Annotated in this window: 17 protein-coding genes; 8 read left to right on the top strand and 9 right to left on the bottom strand. The window is 58.8% G+C overall.

Annotated elements, in window-relative coordinates; translation table 11 throughout:
- The first annotated feature begins 286 nt into the window (after positions 1 to 286).
- Positions 287 to 538 carry a hypothetical protein gene (locus NW848_RS16490; RefSeq protein ID WP_414508937.1) on the top strand — a complete coding sequence of 84 codons (252 nt, stop codon included), beginning with the start codon at positions 287 to 289 and terminating at the stop codon, positions 536 to 538.
- Positions 539 to 598: 60 nt separating this feature from the next.
- Here the strand turns inward: NW848_RS16490 and NW848_RS16485 are convergent, their stop codons facing one another.
- Positions 599 to 1,420, bottom strand: coding sequence for a phosphatidate cytidylyltransferase (locus NW848_RS16485; protein WP_414508938.1), 822 nt, complete (start codon positions 1,418 to 1,420; stop codon positions 599 to 601).
- A gap of 74 nt (positions 1,421 to 1,494) precedes the next feature.
- On the opposite strand from NW848_RS16485, the gene NW848_RS16480 reads away from it, so the two are divergent.
- From NW848_RS16480 to NW848_RS16470, 3 genes are all read left to right on the top strand, one after another.
- Entirely contained in the window at positions 1,495 to 1,653 is a 159-nt protein-coding gene (locus NW848_RS16480) for a hypothetical protein (RefSeq protein WP_414395332.1), read from the top strand.
- Positions 1,654 to 1,696: 43 nt separating this feature from the next.
- Positions 1,697 to 2,698 carry a pyruvate dehydrogenase (acetyl-transferring) E1 component subunit alpha gene (pdhA, locus tag NW848_RS16475; protein WP_414508939.1) on the top strand — a complete coding sequence of 334 codons (1,002 nt, stop codon included), beginning with the start codon at positions 1,697 to 1,699 and terminating at the stop codon, positions 2,696 to 2,698.
- 192 nt (positions 2,699 to 2,890) lie between these two features.
- On the top strand, positions 2,891 to 4,471 hold the full coding sequence (locus tag NW848_RS16470; protein WP_414508940.1) for an NAD(P)H-quinone oxidoreductase subunit 4: 1,581 nt from the start codon (positions 2,891 to 2,893) through the stop codon (positions 4,469 to 4,471).
- Between the two features lie 194 nt (positions 4,472 to 4,665).
- On the opposite strand, the gene NW848_RS16465 is transcribed toward NW848_RS16470, so the two are convergent.
- The 7 genes from NW848_RS16465 to NW848_RS16435 form a co-directional block, all read right to left on the bottom strand.
- Positions 4,666 to 4,845, bottom strand: a complete 180-nt coding sequence (locus NW848_RS16465; protein ID WP_011429425.1) for a hypothetical protein — start codon at positions 4,843 to 4,845, stop codon at positions 4,666 to 4,668.
- 310 nt (positions 4,846 to 5,155) lie between these two features.
- Positions 5,156 to 5,845 (bottom strand): V4R domain-containing protein, encoded by a 690-nt coding sequence (locus NW848_RS16460; protein ID WP_011429426.1) that lies wholly within the window; start codon positions 5,843 to 5,845, stop codon positions 5,156 to 5,158.
- Positions 5,846 to 5,861: 16 nt separating this feature from the next.
- Positions 5,862 to 6,341, bottom strand: coding sequence for a phycobilisome protein (locus tag NW848_RS16455; protein ID WP_099812443.1), 480 nt, complete (start codon positions 6,339 to 6,341; stop codon positions 5,862 to 5,864).
- A gap of 22 nt (positions 6,342 to 6,363) precedes the next feature.
- Entirely contained in the window at positions 6,364 to 6,888 is a 525-nt protein-coding gene (locus tag NW848_RS16450) for a hypothetical protein (protein WP_168173316.1), read from the bottom strand.
- Between the two features lie 85 nt (positions 6,889 to 6,973).
- Positions 6,974 to 7,243, bottom strand: a complete 270-nt coding sequence (locus NW848_RS16445) for a hypothetical protein (protein WP_414405083.1) — start codon at positions 7,241 to 7,243, stop codon at positions 6,974 to 6,976.
- 59 nt (positions 7,244 to 7,302) lie between these two features.
- Positions 7,303 to 7,983, bottom strand: a complete 681-nt coding sequence (locus tag NW848_RS16440; protein WP_414403055.1) for a V4R domain-containing protein — start codon at positions 7,981 to 7,983, stop codon at positions 7,303 to 7,305.
- Positions 7,984 to 8,215: 232 nt separating this feature from the next.
- On the bottom strand, positions 8,216 to 8,701 hold the full coding sequence (locus tag NW848_RS16435) for a 2Fe-2S iron-sulfur cluster-binding protein (protein WP_414331883.1): 486 nt from the start codon (positions 8,699 to 8,701) through the stop codon (positions 8,216 to 8,218).
- Between the two features lie 444 nt (positions 8,702 to 9,145).
- On the opposite strand from NW848_RS16435, the gene NW848_RS16430 reads away from it, so the two are divergent.
- Complete coding sequence (locus NW848_RS16430) at positions 9,146 to 9,709, top strand: phycobilisome rod-core linker polypeptide (RefSeq protein WP_414402679.1); 564 nt, start codon at positions 9,146 to 9,148, stop codon at positions 9,707 to 9,709.
- On the opposite strand, the gene NW848_RS16425 is transcribed toward NW848_RS16430, so the two are convergent.
- Positions 9,673 to 10,677, bottom strand: coding sequence for an ABC transporter substrate-binding protein (locus NW848_RS16425; RefSeq protein ID WP_011429432.1), 1,005 nt, complete (start codon positions 10,675 to 10,677; stop codon positions 9,673 to 9,675). The genes NW848_RS16430 and NW848_RS16425 overlap by 37 nt on opposite strands.
- Before the next feature lie 193 nt (positions 10,678 to 10,870).
- Between NW848_RS16425 and cobA the strand changes: the two genes are divergently transcribed.
- From cobA to polA, 3 genes are read left to right on the top strand one after another with little or no spacing between them, the layout of a single operon-like run.
- Complete coding sequence (gene cobA, locus NW848_RS16420; RefSeq protein WP_414508941.1) at positions 10,871 to 12,373, top strand: uroporphyrinogen-III C-methyltransferase; 1,503 nt, start codon at positions 10,871 to 10,873, stop codon at positions 12,371 to 12,373.
- Between the two features lie 36 nt (positions 12,374 to 12,409).
- Positions 12,410 to 13,234, top strand: a complete 825-nt coding sequence (menB, locus tag NW848_RS16415; RefSeq protein WP_414395320.1) for a 1,4-dihydroxy-2-naphthoyl-CoA synthase — start codon at positions 12,410 to 12,412, stop codon at positions 13,232 to 13,234.
- Positions 13,235 to 13,278: 44 nt separating this feature from the next.
- A complete protein-coding gene (polA, locus tag NW848_RS16410) occupies positions 13,279 to 16,065 on the top strand; it encodes a DNA polymerase I (RefSeq protein ID WP_414508942.1) in 2,787 nt (928 codons plus the stop codon).
- Positions 16,066 to 16,082: the final 17 nt, after the last annotated feature.

Here is a 16,082-nt window from a genome sequence, read left to right as displayed (position 1 = left end):
ATCGCTGCATAGTTGAACAGTGATGTTCAGCAGTGTTCAGCGTAAATGTATCAGATCAGAGAGAGACATCCTACTTTGTCGTGGGGAGCCTTTTGAACCAGGCTCTCTGGCAGGTTATGAAGCTTGCTTCAGTGCTCGCCTTCATCCGGATGAACAATCCTGGCCGCCTTCACTACCCCTGATAGGCCTGTATTTTACCCCGCACTCTGACTACTCTTTTTGCTTTGTAGGTGCAGGAAAGGCCGGTAGCCTGGAGGCAATTCTCGTCGGTCGAAGTGGAGAGTTCGTGTTTGGCCTAGATCGCCCTCTGGCCCCTTCTGAACTAGAAGTAGAAACCCCCCAGATTATCCAGCGAAAAGCCCGCATTCTCGAGGTAGAGGTAGACAAACATCACACTTTCAGTATCAGCCAACTGGTGGTTTACGACGAAACCGAGTTGAACTTGGAGGGGTTCGTGCCTGTGACTGCGCCTCCAGGATACCTCATTTTGCCGGACGAGTCTTTAGAGGCTCCCCAGTGCCAAGCCATTTTGAATTGAGGACTCCTCCACTTGTAACTGGTGTGCGTTCTTGGGTTTTGGCAGGCTTACGAGATGGCTCTAGAGCCCAGAGTAAGCGTTGAGCCATTCCAGACATTCCATAAAGTAAAACACCAGCGGCCCGGTAAAGACGTAGCTATCGCCCCGATCCAAAATGCCGCCGTGGCCGGGAATGAGATCCCCGGAGTCTTTTACTCCCGCATCCCGTTTCATGAGGGACTCGGTGAGATCCCCCAGCAGGCTGGTTAACCCAATCAAAAACCCCAGCACGCTGCCGCTCAGCCAGCTCCAGGGCCAGTTTAGGTAGTGGGCTCCCAGCATAGCCAGGGCCATGCTGGCTGCGATCCCGGCTACCGCCCCTTCCACCGTCTTTTTCGGGCTGAGGATGGAGAGCTTGGTGCGCCCAAAGGCCCGACCACACAGGTAGGCCGCTACATCGGCAGCGATCACGCAGCCAATGGCCAACAGCGTAATCCACAGGCCTTTGCCCAGCCCTTGCGCAAAAGACAAAGCCCTGACCCGAATCCAGAAGCTGGGCAGCAACGCACAGTAGAACAACCCCAAAATCGAGGTGGCAATATCGGCAATGGTGGCCACCTTGGGCTTAAAGAGCAAATAAAAACAGATGATGGATCCCGCCACGATAAAAGCAGGGCTGGTCCACTCGGGCTTGACCTGCTGCAAAATCACCAGCACCTGGCTGGAAAACATGGTGGTGCGCATGGCCGGCGCATTGCCCTTGGCCCGCACCAGACGAAAGAACTCCAGTTGGGCCAGAAAAATAATCAGCCCAAGGGCTGCCGTGAAGTACCAGCCCCCTAGCAGGGTAACCGTCAGGGCAAACAGCACCGCCACGAAACCGCTAACCCAACGGGCTCCCATAGGCGCACCCCGCTATGTTGGCCAGCCGTTCCGGTTCGGGGGAGAGATCCCAGCCACCCGAGACCCTTGCCAGGATGCCTGCTCTTGCGGCCTTCGCCTCAGCGGGACGGAGTTTTGACTTCGACGTGGCTGCTGCAACGGCAATGCCTCCTGCCTTAACCTTTCAGTCTACCGCTGGGATCCCCCTCGATCTCCAGTTGGCGGGATCGCAGGTGTTCCTGAGCGTGGGATAATTGAAAAGCCGCAAGAACGGGTTACCCTCAATTGAATTTCAGAATGGTTCAGGAACTTACCCCTCCCGTGGCTAGTCCCCGCATCTCCGCCGAAGAGGCTCGAATGCTCTACGAAGACATGGTGCTGGGCCGCCTGTTTGAGGACAAGTGCGCCGAGATGTACTACAAGGGCAAGATGTTCGGCTTTGTGCACCTGTACAACGGGCAGGAGGCTGTGTCCACGGGGGTGATCAAGGCGCTCAAGCCCACCGACTACATCTGCAGCACCTACCGAGATCACGTGCATGCCCTCAGCGCTGGGATCCCGCCGCGAGCGGTGATGGCGGAGCTCTTCGGCAAGGCCACTGGCTGCAGCAAGGGTCGGGGCGGCTCCATGCATCTGTTTTCGGCAGAGCACAACTTTTTGGGGGGCTATGCCTTTGTGGCCGAAGGGATCCCGGTGGCGACGGGAGCAGCGTTTTCGGCCAAGTACCGCGGCACCGACCAGGTGACCGTCTGCTTTTTTGGGGATGGAGCCTGCAACAACGGCCAGTTCTATGAATGCCTCAACATGGCCGCCCTCTGGAAGTTGCCCATCGTCTACGTAGTGGAAAACAACTTCTGGGCCATTGGCATGGCCCACAAACGGGCCACCTCGGTAACCGACATCTACCTCAAGGGCCCCGCCTTTGGCATGCCCGGCTACCAAGTAGACGGCATGGACGTGCTGGCAGTGCGGGAAGCAGCTCAGCAGGCCATCGCCCGCGCCCGTGCCGGAGAAGGCCCCACTCTCCTGGAGTGCCTCACTTACCGCTTCCGCGGCCACTCTCTGGCTGACCCCGACGAGCTGCGCAGCCCCGAAGAAAAGGAATTTTGGCGGCAGCGGGATCCCATCAAACGCCTGGAGCGCTACGCCTTGGAACACAACTTGATGACTGAGGCGGACTTCCAGGCCATTCACGAGAAAGTGAGCGCCGTAGTGGAAGACGCAGTCCTTTTTGCCCTGGAAAGCCCAGAGCCCACCCTGGACGAATTGCACCGCTTTGTTTTTGCCGAAGATGAGTAGCTAGGCATTGGGGCAGCGCAGCTTGCCCTCGGGCCGCCATTGCCGCCCTCTTGCCAAGCCTTGATGCTTACCATCAGAGAAACCTTGTCCAGGTCTGCGCTCTTGCGCAGATTTTTTTGTAAAGGTTGCTTTCCATTTGTTTACATAGCTTCATATCATTGAGATGTTGAGTATAAGTACCTATTCTCAATCATGAGCAGTCCTCTTGAGTTTCCTTGGCTGTCGGCCCTGGTGCTGCTGCCACTGCTGGGTGCCTTTGGGATCCCCCTGCTTCCCCAGAGCTGCTGGGCGCGTTGGTATGCCCTTGCCGTGGGGGCTTTGGATTTGGGCCTGATGGTCTATGTCTTCGGGCAGCGCTACGACCTGCGGGATTTTTCGCTGCAACTGGCGGAGCGCTACGCCTGGGTTCCCCAGATTGGGTTCCACTGGTCGCTGGCGGTGGATGGCCTCTCCTTCCCGCTGGTGCTGCTGTCGGGCTTGATTACGACTTTGGCGATCGTGGCGGCTTGGAATCTCACCCACAAGCCGCGTTTGTTTTTCTTCCTGCTGCTGCTGATGTACGGCGCCCAGGTGGGCGTGTTCTTGGCGCAGGATCTGCTCCTGTTTTTCTTGATGTGGGAGATCGAGCTGGTGCCCGTTTATCTCCTGATTGCCATCTGGGGTGGGCCACAGCGCCAGTACGCCGCCACCAAGTTTATCCTCTACACCGCTGCCGCCTCTATTTTCATTCTGGTGGGATCCCTGGCGATGGCCTTTGGCAGCGAGGGCTTTAGCTTGGAGATGGCAGAGCTGGGGGCCAAGTCCTATCCGCTGGCTCTCCAGATCTTGGCGTATGCAGCTTTCCTAATTGCCTTTGGGGTGAAGCTGCCGGTCTTTCCGCTGCACACCTGGCTGCCGGATGCTCATAGCGAAGCCTCGGCGCCCATTTCCATGATCCTGGCCGGGGTGCTGCTCAAGATGGGGGGCTACGGCCTGATCCGCCTAAACGTGGGCATCTTGTCGGAGGCGCATGTGTACTTCGCGCCAGTGCTGGCGGTGCTGGGGGCAGTGAACATCGTCTACGGAGCCCTGGCCGCCCTGGGGCAAAACTACCTCAAGCGGCGCTTGGCCTATTCCTCCATTGCCCATATGGGCTTTGTCTTGATCGGCATTGCCGCTTTTACGGAGCTAGGTCTCAACGGCGCCCTCTTGCAGATGATCTCCCACGGTCTGATCGCTGCGGTTTTGTTCTTCCTGACGGGGATCACCTACGAGCGCACCCACACCCTTGCCCTCGACAAGTTGGGCGGGTTGGCTAAGCAAATGCCGAAGGCCTTTGCCCTGTTTACAGCAGGATCCCTGGCCTCGTTGGCGCTACCCGGAATGAGCGGATTTGTGGGCGAGCTGACGGTGTTCTTGGGCTTGATCACCAGCGATGCCTATGCGCCGACCTTCAAGGCAGGAATTGCTCTGCTGGCGGCAGTGGGCATTATTCTGACGCCCATTTACTTGCTCTCTATGCTGCGGCAGGTGTTCTATGGGGCTCAGGATCCCGGCTTGGTGTTGGAAGACTACCTGGGGGATCTGCGCCCGCGAGAAATGGCGGTGGCTCTCTGTCTGCTGTTGCCGATTCTCGGCATTGGCCTCTACCCGCGGCTGGCTACCCAAACCTACGACGTTACAACGGTGGCGGTAGCTGCTCAGTTGCGCAGTGCCCTGCCGACGGAAATTGTGCAACGGCCCCTCCTGCCGGTGCAACCGGCTCAGGTGGCGGCTTTGCCCCCGACAGATTAGGGAGCATCGGGATCCCCGCTTCTCTCTATTGGTCTCGCCTTGAACGGAAGAGCTGTTGCTTGAGAAGTTGCTTACCTCAAGTTTCAGCTCTTCTTTTGTTTTTTTAGCTTGCTTTAACTTTCGAGTTGGACTCGTGAGTGAGGATGTTTTGGGCTGGAATTCCCTTCTAACCGACTCTCCTTGGGCTGTCAATCCTAGCGAGGATCAGAATGAATGGAGTTGTGCTCGCTCAGATTGAGCTGCACCACCAGCCACCAAAGGGTAACGTCGGAGTAAGTTGCCCGCCGCTTCAGCCGGGAAATGGAATGAACCGGATTTTGGCTGTCGATCATCCACTCCGAAGCGATGATTTGGCTCCGTTGCTGAGCATTCATTGCCTCTCCCCCTTCGCAACTGCTCAAGACTTGGAATAGCTAATATTTAGGATGGCGAATTTGTAGGGGAGCGTGTGAAAAAATATATTACGCAGGGATCCCTAAGGACAGCTAACTTTCTTAGCAATTGGGATCTCGACGGCTGCTCAGTTGAGGACCTACTGGCCGAGGAGCCCAAAAAACTTTGCAAAAGATGAAAGATTGAGCAGGGAGATTTGTCTTTGTCTTTACAAGTCTTAAGACCCAGAAAAATTCAATTCTCTCCTTCTCTGCCAGCCTGGAAACATGGGTCTTCAGCAGGGATCCCTCCCTAGGAACCGGCGGCCAGCCGATCCCAAATCTCCTCGTGGGAGAGGCCTTTGCGCACCCATTCTTCACAATTGTGCAGGCGCTGGGCGGTGCCGATGAGGAAGCGGTTGAGGTCGGCCCCCAGGGACTCGCAGGTGGTCTGCACACAGACTAGATCCCGTTCCGAGAGCAAGGAGAAGAGGCCGGCCAGCATGCCCGCCTCCAGATGGCCAGCCGGCTCCCGCCGCGCAGACAGTTCCTCCGGCCTAAGGCTGGCACGAGCAGCCAGGGCAAAGCCGGAGTTGCGGATCTTGGCTTGAACCAGGCCGCGGTCGGCGGCGGAAAAATCCAGCTCCAGGCGGCCCCAGCCGTGGGTGGCCCAGAGATCGCTGAGGGCATCGAGGAAGATCCCCATCGGCAATTCCTGCAACGGCTGTTGGTAGTAGCGGGAGAGTTCGTCTTCAATGCGGCGGAAAAACGCCTCTCCCCACTCGCGACCACAGTTGTAGAGGATGACGCGGGTGGCTTGGCCGGTTTCGTAGCGCAAGCCGGCGTAGATGGCTTCCAAGAGGGGCATGGGAAAGGCCGCCAGGCGGTATCCTCCCCGGCTGTAGAGCAGGCCGCTGTGGATGTCGGGGCGGATGTAGTAGGCAGGGCTGAAGCAGTGGCCGGGCAGGATCTGGTCTTGCAGGAGCTCTTGCAGGGTGGTCATGGCTGTCCTCTGGACTCTAGTTGACCAGCATCGACTTGGCCAAGAGCACGTAGGGGCGGATGGACTCGCTCTCTTCGGGGCCGAAAACAGCGCTGAGGGAGTCGAGCATCAACTTGTAGGCGGGCTGGCACTGGTCGCGCATCTTGAAAGATTTCAGGATCGTCTCCAGCCAGTAGAGCAACTTATCCCGCAGGTAATCCTCGTCATTGAGCAGCATAGCCAGGCAGCAGTAGCGCCACACCATGATCAGGTCGCGGCGGCAGCGCTCCCAGGCCAGGTGCCCATGTTGGCGGGGCAAATTCGGCATCATCTGTTGGAACTTTTCCATCACCCAATCCACCAGCTCCTGCTCCTTGGCCTGCAGGACTTGATACAGGCGGACTCGTTTGGGGATCCCTTCCACGTAGGCGTGTAGGGTTTTCAACTCATCTGGGCGCAGATAGCGACCCTCGCTTTGCTGCATCAGCTCGGCCACGCTTGAATTCATCAGCATCATCGGGAGCCTCCGTTGGCTGGTCTTACGCGAACATTTCCATCAGGGTAGGTGCCGGTTCCGAGGCCCCTTCTGCCTTGGCTTTAGGCAAAGGGGCAGAAGAGGGATCCCCAGTAGCCCGCAGGAGTTGCCAGTAGGGGGCAAGCAGTTCCCATTGCTCTGCTGACAGGGATCCCTGCACCACTGCACCTAGTTGATCCAGCGCCTGCGGCAGCCCCAAATACTGTTCCATCGCGCCAAGGGTCCCCTGCTGCAGAGGGGTGGGATCCCCCAGCAACAGGCTCAAGCCCAGGGAGCGCAGGCAGAAGGCCAGTTGCCGGGCCAAGAGGCGCTGAGCGGGGGTAAGAGAGGATTCTGCCCCGCCGGTGTACCCGTGCTGTTGCAGAACCTGCTCGATCCACGCCCGCTCTTGTTGTTGCAAGACTTGGTAGAGATCCAGCCGCTCTGGAAACGAGAGGGCGTAGCGGATGAGATCTTGCAGATCGTCGGGTGTCAGGTAATCCCCTTCTCGATCGGCAATGCGCTCCGGCCAAGGGCGAAGGTCGTTCATGGGTGAGGTCTCCTTAAAAAACGCGATACGAGTCAAAAGATCGAGCGGCTCGAGGAAGCAAGGCCTAAGTTGGGGCCAAGCAGGGCTAAAGCAAAGCTCCGCCAAACAAAGCGGCAAAATCCTCAAGGGTAAAGGGATCCTCTGGCGGCAGCTCTGGGCGCAGGCAGATGCCCGACCAATTGCAGCCGGCAAAAAACTGTCCCACCGATTGGGCAAAGAGCATGGGGGACTGCGGCGGCGGCTCTTGAGCAAAGGGAGCCTTGGCCGGGGGTCGGTTATCCCAGTTCAACCCCTGCAAAAAGACCGCCAGCGGCTGGGTTAAGTCCAGATCGGTGTCTAAGTTGAAGGTGACCATGGGCGTTTCTCCAAAGTGTCGAGGGATCCCAGAGAGCCTTCAAAAGCCACAAGCAAGCCTCACAACTGGTGCAAACGCTGCTCGATCTCGCGGGCGCTGGCCCCTTCGCTCATCCAGAAATTGGCGGCATCGATGCGCTCTTGGCTGCCCAGCAAAAACTTGCAGTAGGTTTCGCCCATTGCGTAGCACTGGATCTCGATGCAGGCCAGCTCACGGGAGGTCATGGCAGAGAAAAATCCGGCAAACAGCCCGGCATAGAGGTGACAAACCGGTTTGCCCACGTCGCCCAGGGTGCGGGCCACCATCGAGTCAAACAGGTTGATGAACAAGAACCCTTTTTGTTTGGATTCGGTTTCCACCTCCCACTTGCCCCACCCTTGCGCCGTAAAGGGCCACCACCAGGTCTCCAGCAAAAACAAAAGGTTGGACTGCTTGACCCCAACCCCGTACTCCCGCTCGTACCACTGGGAAAAGTGCTGGGCATCGCGGACGCCCCACTCCTTGCCGATGGTGTACATCACCGCCGCAGAGGCATCGCCCACTTCCCGCTCTAGGCCGGCCTGCAGGCCGACAATGAAGTCTTCGCTAAGCAGCAGGTTTTGGGTGTTATTCCAGTCGATAATCGTGCCTTGCTCTCGGTTAAAGCGGAAGAAATCGCGGTAGCTGTAGTGAGCGTGCTTGTCGCGGCCCACCGGCATGGTGACTGCGGGACGGGGATCCGGTCGAGATGTGGTGGCCATGGCGCTCTCCTGATAAAAAATGGATAATTCTAGATTGCAAAGCAACAGGATTTGGTGGGATTTGTAGGGATCAACTGGGCCAGACAATGCCAATGAGTCAACAAAATGAATGGCTAAGCATTCGATAAACTTGGTCAGCTATCTGAGGAATCCAACATTGTTCAACTCTTGTTTGATTGTTTATAAAACAACACCTGCCGAGCTCAAGGGATCCCTGAATATCGACAATCCATCAAACTTCCCGAGTTTGGGCCAGCGTATTGCCAATGATGCGGAAGTCCTCATTTTCTAGCTGCTTAACAGTAGAGCGAGTGATGATCTTGCCCTGCTCCACCAAAACCTTCCCCGTCCGTGGGTGCAGCAGGTCTTGTTCGGCCCGCCGACCGATGAGCACTTCGATATCCCTCAGCGAGTTCACGTACATCCCCGGCGGCAGCTCCACCACCACGCCATCGGAAACCACCCGCGCCTGACAGGCCAGCCGGGAATTGCTGCGGGCGCTGGTAATGGTCTCCAGAGTCTTGGCCTCGCGGGGGGTGATGGGAGTGAGGCTTTCCATTCCCTCTTTGACGTAAACATGACAGGTGGCGCAGAGGCCGCGACCGTTGCATTCCCGCGAAACCTGCAGCTCCTCCGACAAAATGGCCGACAGCAAATTGCTGTAGGTATCCACCTCCGAGACGCGGGATAGGGGCTCTAGCCGGATTTGTTTCACCATAGGCGGGATCCCCAAGTTCAAAGCAAACAAAACCTCTGCCGACAGGCACGCCCTGCCGCAAAAGCAATGCAAGCGGAAAATCAGTTTCTACTCGTATTCTGGATTTTGACCAGGCTGGAAGAATCAAAATGTCATAATCTTTAACTACGAGTAGATACGGAAAAGTTATCCATCCAGAAAGCTGGAAAGTAGAATCACGTAAACCCGAGAAAACTGTGGCCTTCTCGTAAATATTTATCGCAAGCTTCCCCAGTTCATCTTATCGACAAGATAAATCTTGAGTAGGGCTTTTGCTCGATTGGGTTCCAGGTTGGCATTGACAATTTTTGGATCGGGCTACTGCCGACTGTAAAAGTTATCGAGCAACTCTATCTTCATCGTTTCTTTAAGTCGATCTTTTGGCTAATCGCTTTTTGTCGGTCGCGTTGCTTGGGAGCTATCGCTATGGAACTACGCCAGCGGGATCCGCAACTGTTGCAAAACCTGTTGCGGGCCGCCTACCAACAGCTTTTGGAACGCCAGCCCTACCAGCACGAGAAGGCGGGAGAGCTGGAGAAGATCGAGCAGGACTTCTTGCGGGGCCGAATTGGGATCAAGCGCTTGGTTCGCCAAATTGGGGGATCCCGGCTCTACCGGCAGCTCTTTTTCAGTGCCGGCTGCAACACCCGCTGTGTGGAGCAGGCTTTTAAGCACTTTTTGGGACGGGCGCCGGCCAGCAGGGAGGAGGTGGCGGCCTATCACAACATTCTGGTGCGCCAGGGCTTTCAAGCCATGGTCAATGCCTTTATCGACTCGGAGGAATACCGCCGCACGTTTGGCAACGACCGTCTGCCCCACCCGCGGCAGCGGCTGAGCGGCTACCCGCCTCTGGCCTACCTGCTGACAGAGCAGATGCACCGGCGCCATGAGCTGGCGATGCAGGGATCGCCGCGGCTGCAGAGCTTGGCGGTGATGGAGGGAGGTGGGATCCCTCAGGCGGTGGGGCCGGGGAGAAAGTCGAGGCTGTAGGCCTGGCGGACATTCAGGCCAGCTTCGACAATTCCCAGGGCAACCATTTCCTGAAAATAGGTCTGCCAGCGCTGGTGGGTCATGGCGCCGATCCCCAGGGTGGCGGCGTCGCCGCCGGTGAGGAGGTTGTAGTCTTGCAGGGCTTGGTGGGCATAGGCCAGAAGGGCCTCGCTCATGTTGGGGTTGTCCTGGCGGATGAGGCGGTTGCCGGGGCGGGGATCCTCCAGGTAGCTCTGCCAACCCTGGATGGAGGCGGCCACAAATTTTCGCACCTCCTCAGGGTGTCGTTCGGCAAAGGGGCGGGTGGTCTCCAGGGTGGTAGCATAAGGGGAATAGCCGTAGTCGGCCAGCAGGAAGACGACCGGATCAAAGCCGCCCTCCTGGCGCACGCGGAAGGGCTCGGAGGTGACATAGCCCTGCTGGGCAGAGGATTTGTCCAGCAGGAAGGGGGTGAGGCTGAAGTTGTAGGGGCGCTTTTGCTCGTCGGTAAAGCCAAACTTGGCCCGCAAGAAAGGCCAGTAGGTGAGGTTGGCCCCTGGAGAGACCCAGATGGGCTTGCCCCGCAGGTCTTCTAGGCGCTCGATGCCCACCCCCGGATGGGCCAAAAGACACTGGGGATCCTTCTGGAAAAAGGCGGCCACGGTGAGCACGGGGATCCCTGACTGCAGAGCCGCTAGGGCCTCGGGGCTGCCGCCGAGGACAAAGTCTGCCGCTCCCCCGGCCAGCAGTTGCAACACGTTAACCGCCGTTCCCCCCATGCGGATTTCCACCTGCAGGCCATAGTCGGCGTAGATGCCTAGGGCCAGGGCCTGGTAGAAGCCGCCGTGTTCCGCTTGGGCATACCAGTTGGTCACCAGGCGCAGGGGCCGGGAGTGGGAGCGACGGGATCCCGCTGCTGCTGCCACTAGAGCAGCTCCACTGGCCAGAAAGCGCCGCCGGGGCCAGAGCTCTGCAGTTACACCAGACATGGGCAGGGATCCTCAGGCTGCAACGCTTTCAGTATCTCGCAGGCAGGCGGTTTTTGCCTCAGCTTGGCCCAAGTGGCCCCAACCCCTCTCCCTGAGGACCCTCACCCCCAGCCCCTCTCCCAGAGGGAGAGGGGAGCGGGATCCCGCTTTTGCGGCAGGATCAACAGGTAGAGGGCAAGATAAGGGGTGCGGCATGGGCAAGGTGTATCTGGTGGGCGCGGGGCTGGGCGGGCGGGCGGGCCTGACGCAAGGGGCGTTGGAGATCCTGCGGCGGGCCGAGGCAGTCTGGGTGGACGAGCTGGTGGACGAGCGCTTGTTGGCGGAGTTGTCCCCGCAGGCCCAGGTGTGGCGACGTTCCGGAGAAGCGGGTTTGCAGGAGGGCATTCGCTGGCTCATCCAGCGCTGCCGAGAAGGCAAGCAGGTGGTCCACCTCAAGTCGGGGGATCCCTTGATCTTTGGCCGCGCCCGTGAGGAAGTGCAGGCCCTGCGGGAGGCAGGCTGTCCGTTTGAGATCTGGCCGGGCTTGTCGTCGGCCCTAGCCGGCCCTTTGTGGGCTGGGATCCCGTTGACCGATAAACACCTGAGCCGCGCCTTTGCCGTGCTGACTGCCCATGAGCTGGAAGCTCTGCCCTGGGGCGCTCTGGCCCAGTTGGATACGCTGGTGATTTTGATGGGATCCCGGCAGCGGCAGCAGATTGCGGCCCAGTTGATGGCAGCGGGGATCCCACCGCAGCGAGCCGTGGCCTTGATCTGGGGGGCGGGGCAGGCGGAGCAGCAGGTTTGGGTGGGCACCCTGGCAGAGCTGCAACAGGGGGAAGGGCCAGAAGCTGGGGAGAAGTTGCCCGGCCTGCTGGTGGTGGGCGAGGTGGTGCGGCTGCGGCAGGAGTTTGGGCCGGGGATCCCACCGTTGCCGCCACCGGCTCCTTTGGCAGGCAAGACGGTGCTGGTCACCCGTGCTGAGGGGCAGTCGCCGGCTCTGCGCGAGCTGCTGCAGGCTCAGGGGGCGCGGGTGCTGGAAATGCCTGCCCTGGTCATCCAGCCGCCTAGCAGTTGGGATCCCTTGGACGCGGCCATTGCCAACCTGGAGAAGTTCGACTGGCTGCTGCTGACTTCGGCCAATGGGGTGCAGGCTTTCTTCGAGCGGCTGCAGCAGCAGGGGCGAGACAGCCGGGCGCTCCACTCCCTACAGGTGGCGGTGGTGGGATCCAAAACGGCGGCGGTGCTGGCCCAGTACGGCATCCGCCCGGATCTGATGCCCTCTGAGTTTGTGGCCGAGGCCCTGCTGCCCATTTGGCCGGAGCCGGTGCAGGGGCAGCGCATCCTCTTCCCCCGCGTCGAATCCGGAGGACGGGAGGAGCTGGTGCAAGGGCTGCGGCAACGCGGAGCCGAGGTGGTGGAGGTGGCTGCTTATCAATCGACCTGTCCGGCAGCGGCGGATCCCCAAGTCCTGGAAGCCCTAAAGACCCGCCAGGTGGATATTCTCACCTTTGCCAGCTCCAAAACGGTGCAGCATTTTGCCCACCTCCTGCGCCAGGCAGGGCTAGGCCCTGAAGTCTGGGATCCACCGGTCCAGATTGCTGCCATCGGCCCCAAAACGGCGGAAACCTGCAAGAAGGTCTTAGGGCGGGTAGATGTGGTGGCTCAGGAGTACACCCTGGAAGGGCTGTTGGGATCCCTCCTCCGGGCCACCCCCTAGCGGGATAATGGGAGGGCAGTTGGGACTCTGGACACCATGTGGCAGACGGCCAAGCTCTACGAAGACATCCTCTACGAGAAGACGGATGGCATTGCCAAGATCACCATCAACCGGCCCCACAAGCGCAATGCCTTCCGCCCCAAGACCATCGTCGAAATGATTGATGCCTTTCTGGATGCGCGGGAGGATCCCAGTATTGGAGTCGTGCTCTTGACGGGCGCCGGGCCCCATACGGATGGAAAGTATGCTTTCTGCGCCGGCGGGGATCAGAGCGTGCGGGGAGAGGCCGGCTACCTGGATGAGGCTGGGGTTCCCCGTCTTAACGTCTTGGATCTCCAGCGCATCATCCGCTCCCTGCCCAAGGTGGTGATTGCCCTAGTGGCCGGCTACGCCATTGGTGGGGGCAATGTTTTGCATCTCATCTGCGACCTGACCATCGCTGCCGACAACGCCATCTTTGGCCAGGCCGGGCCACGGGTGGGCAGCTTTGACGGCGGCTTTGGGGCCAGCTACCTAGCGCGGGTGGTGGGCCAGAAGAAAGCGCGCGAAATCTGGTTTCTTTGCCGCCAGTACACCGCAGCGCAAGCCCTGGAGATGGGCCTGGTCAATGCGGTGGTGCCGGTGGAGGAACTGGAAGCCGAAGGGATCCGCTGGGCGCGGGAGATCCTCCAACACAGTCCTCTTGCTATCCGCTGCCTTAAGGCCGCTTTCAACGCCGATTGCGACGGCCAGATGGGACTGCAGGAGCTGGCGGGAGACGCGACGCTCTTGTATTACATGACCGAGGAAGCTGCCGAGGGCAGACGCGCTTTTTTGGAGAAGCGTCCTCCCAACTTTCGCCAGTTTCCCTGGCGGCCCTAGGGGGCAGCAAACGATAGGCTGGACTCAGTTCTTGGTCTTGGCCGATGGCTTCCCACCCTCAGACGCTCCTTTTGGTCGATGGCCACTCCCTGGCCTACCGCTCTTTTTACGCCTTTGCCCATAGCCGCGAGGGGGGCTTGCGCACCTCCACCGGGATCCCGACCAGTGTCAGCTTTGGCTTTTTGAAATCGCTGCTGGAGGTCTTGGAGAAATACCCCCCCACCCACATAGCTGTTGCCTTTGATACCCGGCGGCCCACCTTTCGCCACGAGGCCGATGAAACCTACAAAGCAGGCCGTCCGGAAACGCCGCCGGAGTTTATTGAGGATGTGGAAAACCTCAGGCAGGTGTTGGCGGCGCTGCGCATTCCGATTTTGGCAGTGCCCGGCTTTGAGGCCGACGATATTCTGGGTACGCTCTGCAGGCTTGCCCCCCAAGAGTATCGGGTGCAGATCTTAAGCGGCGACCAGGATCTGTTTCAATTGATTGACCGCGAGGGAAGAATTCGGGTTCTGCACCTCAACAGCAAAGATCGCGTCAGCGAATTTGGCCCCCAAGAGGTCAGAGAGAAATTGGGCATCTGGCCTTGGCAGGTGGTCGACTACAAAGCCCTCTGTGGTGACCCCTCCGACAACATTCCCGGCGTCAAGGGGATCGGCCCCAAGCGAGCGGCAGAGCTCTTGCAGCGCTACGGCAGCTTGGAGGAGATTTTCAACCATCTGGAGGAGATCCCTGGCAAAGTCCAGCAGTACCTCAAGGAAGGGATCACCGCAGCCCAGCACTCCCAATTTCTGGCTCGGATTCACTGTGATGTCCCCCTTTTGCCCGACTGGGAGAGCATGAGGCTGACCGGGTTTGACCCGGCGGAAGTGCTGCCGCTTTTGGAGAAACTAGAGTTTCGCAGTTTCATTGCTCAAGTGCGCAAGCTGCAAGCCACTTTGGGCGGGATCCCAGCCCAAGTCCCTGAAGCCAGGACAGGTTCAAAGAATGGCTCTGCCGACGACGAGGCCCTTTGGTTTGATTTTGCTGCACATCCCCCCCCTTCTCTGCCGCCGGTACGCATTGTGGATACCCCTGAGCAGTTGGAGCTGTTGCGGCAGGAGCTGTTGGCTTGCTCCGGGATCGTAGCCTGGGACACGGAAACCACGAGTCTAGATCCCCGCGACGCCCAACTGGTGGGGATTGGCTGCTGTTGGTCGGAGCGGGATGTTGCCTATTTGCCCATTGGCCACCGCCAGGGAGCCAACTTGGACTGGAACCTAGTCAAACAGAGCCTACAGCCCATTTGGGAGGATCCCAGTCGCCCCAAAAGCCTGCAAAACTGCAAGTATGATCTCAGTATTTTTCGCGCTCATGGCATCCGCCTACAAGGGATCCAATTTGATCCCATGTTGGCTAGCTATGTGCTCAATCCAGAAGCTAGCCACAACTTGGCTGATTTGGCAGCTACCTATCTAAATTTACCCACCACCAGCTATGAAAAGCTGCTGGGCAAAGCAGACTCCATTGCCGATCTGCCCATTGCCAAAGTGGCAGAATATTGCGGAACCGACGCCTACTGCGCCTATCGTTTGGTGCCCATCCTCACCGAAAAGCTACAGCAAACTGACCCACGCCTCTGGAATCTTTTTATCCAGGTGGAGCTGCCCTTGGCTCACGTTTTGGAAGAAATGGAGTGGGTCGGCATCCGCATCGACACTGAGTTTCTCAAGCAGTTTTCTCAGGAACTGGAGAAAGAGCTGCAGACTCTGGAGCAGAAAGCCTACGCCCAAGCAGGCGAGGTTTTTAACCTCAACTCTCCCAAACAACTGGGATCCCTGCTTTTTGAAAAGCTAAAGCTAGATATCCGAAAAACTCGCAAGACAGCCACCGGCTACTCCACCGATGCTTCGGTTTTGGAGAAGCTGGAAGGGGATCACCCAGTCATTGAAACCATTCTCCAGTACCGCACCCTGGCCAAGCTCAAATCCACCTATGTGGACGCGCTGCCGGCTCTGGTAAGACGCGATACGGGTAGGGTGCACACCAGCTTCAACCAGACCGTTACTGCCACTGGCCGGCTCAGCTCCTCCAACCCCAATTTGCAAAATATCCCCATCCGCAGCGAGTTTAGCCGCCGCATTCGCCAGGCCTTCGTTCCCCAGGAGGGATGGCTGTTGGCCTCGGCTGACTACTCGCAAATTGAGCTGCGCATCCTGGCCCACCTCAGCCAAGAGCCAACCCTCATCGAGTGCTTTCGCTCTGGGGAAGATGTGCATACCCTTACCGCTCGCTTGCTCTTTGAAAAACAAGAAGTAACCAGCGAAGAACGCCGCCTGGCCAAGACGATTAACTATGGGGTGATCTACGGCATGGGGGCGCAGCGTTTTGCCCGCACTGCCGGCGTCTCTCTAGCGGAGGCGAAGGAATTTTTGCGGCGATTTAACGAGCGCTATGCCGGCGTTTTTGCCTATCTCCGCGCCACCCAAGCCTTTGTGGAAGAACATGGCTATGTGGAAACCATCTTGGGCCGCCGTCGCTATTTCCCCAATTTGTCTCAGCTGTCGGGCCATCGCAAGCAAGCTGAGCTGCGGGCTGCCGTGAACGCCCCCATCCAGGGATCCGCCTCAGACATCATCAAAGTGGCCATGGTTCGCTTGCAGGAAAAGCTGCAGCATTTTCGCTCGCGTTTGCTTTTGCAGGTTCACGACGAGCTGGTGTTTGAAGTAGAGCCCTCCGAATGGCAGGACTTACGGCCCCTCATTCAAAGAGAAATGGAAGAGGCAGTGCCCCTTTCCATACCGCTGGTGGTGGACATTCAAATTGGCCACAACTGGAAGGAGGCCAACTAAGGGATCCCGGCCTCGGA

This window comes from Synechococcus sp. RC10A2 (genome assembly GCF_047502605.1).
This window is presented reverse-complemented; position numbering and strand designations above follow the sequence as displayed.

Excerpts from the sequence above, each read along its gene's own strand:
- NW848_RS16450 (WP_168173316.1), bottom strand. The coding sequence starts at position 6,888 with ATGAACGACCTTCGCCCTTGGCCGGAGCGCATTGCCGATCGAGAAGGG.
- polA (WP_414508942.1), top strand. The coding sequence starts at position 13,279 with ATGGCTTCCCACCCTCAGACGCTCCTTTTGGTCGATGGCCACTCCCTG.
- NW848_RS16465 (WP_011429425.1), bottom strand. The coding sequence starts at position 4,845 with ATGAATGCTCAGCAACGGAGCCAAATCATCGCTTCGGAGTGGATGATC.
- NW848_RS16480 (WP_414395332.1), top strand. The coding sequence starts at position 1,495 with ATGCCTGCTCTTGCGGCCTTCGCCTCAGCGGGACGGAGTTTTGACTTC.
- NW848_RS16445 (WP_414405083.1), bottom strand. The coding sequence starts at position 7,243 with ATGGTCACCTTCAACTTAGACACCGATCTGGACTTAACCCAGCCGCTG.
- pdhA (WP_414508939.1), top strand. The coding sequence starts at position 1,697 with ATGGTTCAGGAACTTACCCCTCCCGTGGCTAGTCCCCGCATCTCCGCC.
- NW848_RS16440 (WP_414403055.1), bottom strand. The coding sequence starts at position 7,983 with ATGGCCACCACATCTCGACCGGATCCCCGTCCCGCAGTCACCATGCCG.
- NW848_RS16485 (WP_414508938.1), bottom strand. The coding sequence starts at position 1,420 with ATGGGAGCCCGTTGGGTTAGCGGTTTCGTGGCGGTGCTGTTTGCCCTG.
- NW848_RS16430 (WP_414402679.1), top strand. The coding sequence starts at position 9,146 with ATGGAACTACGCCAGCGGGATCCGCAACTGTTGCAAAACCTGTTGCGG.
- menB (WP_414395320.1), top strand. The coding sequence starts at position 12,410 with ATGTGGCAGACGGCCAAGCTCTACGAAGACATCCTCTACGAGAAGACG.
- NW848_RS16425 (WP_011429432.1), bottom strand. The coding sequence starts at position 10,677 with ATGTCTGGTGTAACTGCAGAGCTCTGGCCCCGGCGGCGCTTTCTGGCC.
- NW848_RS16470 (WP_414508940.1), top strand. The coding sequence starts at position 2,891 with ATGAGCAGTCCTCTTGAGTTTCCTTGGCTGTCGGCCCTGGTGCTGCTG.
- cobA (WP_414508941.1), top strand. The coding sequence starts at position 10,871 with ATGGGCAAGGTGTATCTGGTGGGCGCGGGGCTGGGCGGGCGGGCGGGC.
- NW848_RS16455 (WP_099812443.1), bottom strand. The coding sequence starts at position 6,341 with ATGATGCTGATGAATTCAAGCGTGGCCGAGCTGATGCAGCAAAGCGAG.
- NW848_RS16460 (WP_011429426.1), bottom strand. The coding sequence starts at position 5,845 with ATGACCACCCTGCAAGAGCTCCTGCAAGACCAGATCCTGCCCGGCCAC.
- NW848_RS16435 (WP_414331883.1), bottom strand. The coding sequence starts at position 8,701 with ATGGTGAAACAAATCCGGCTAGAGCCCCTATCCCGCGTCTCGGAGGTG.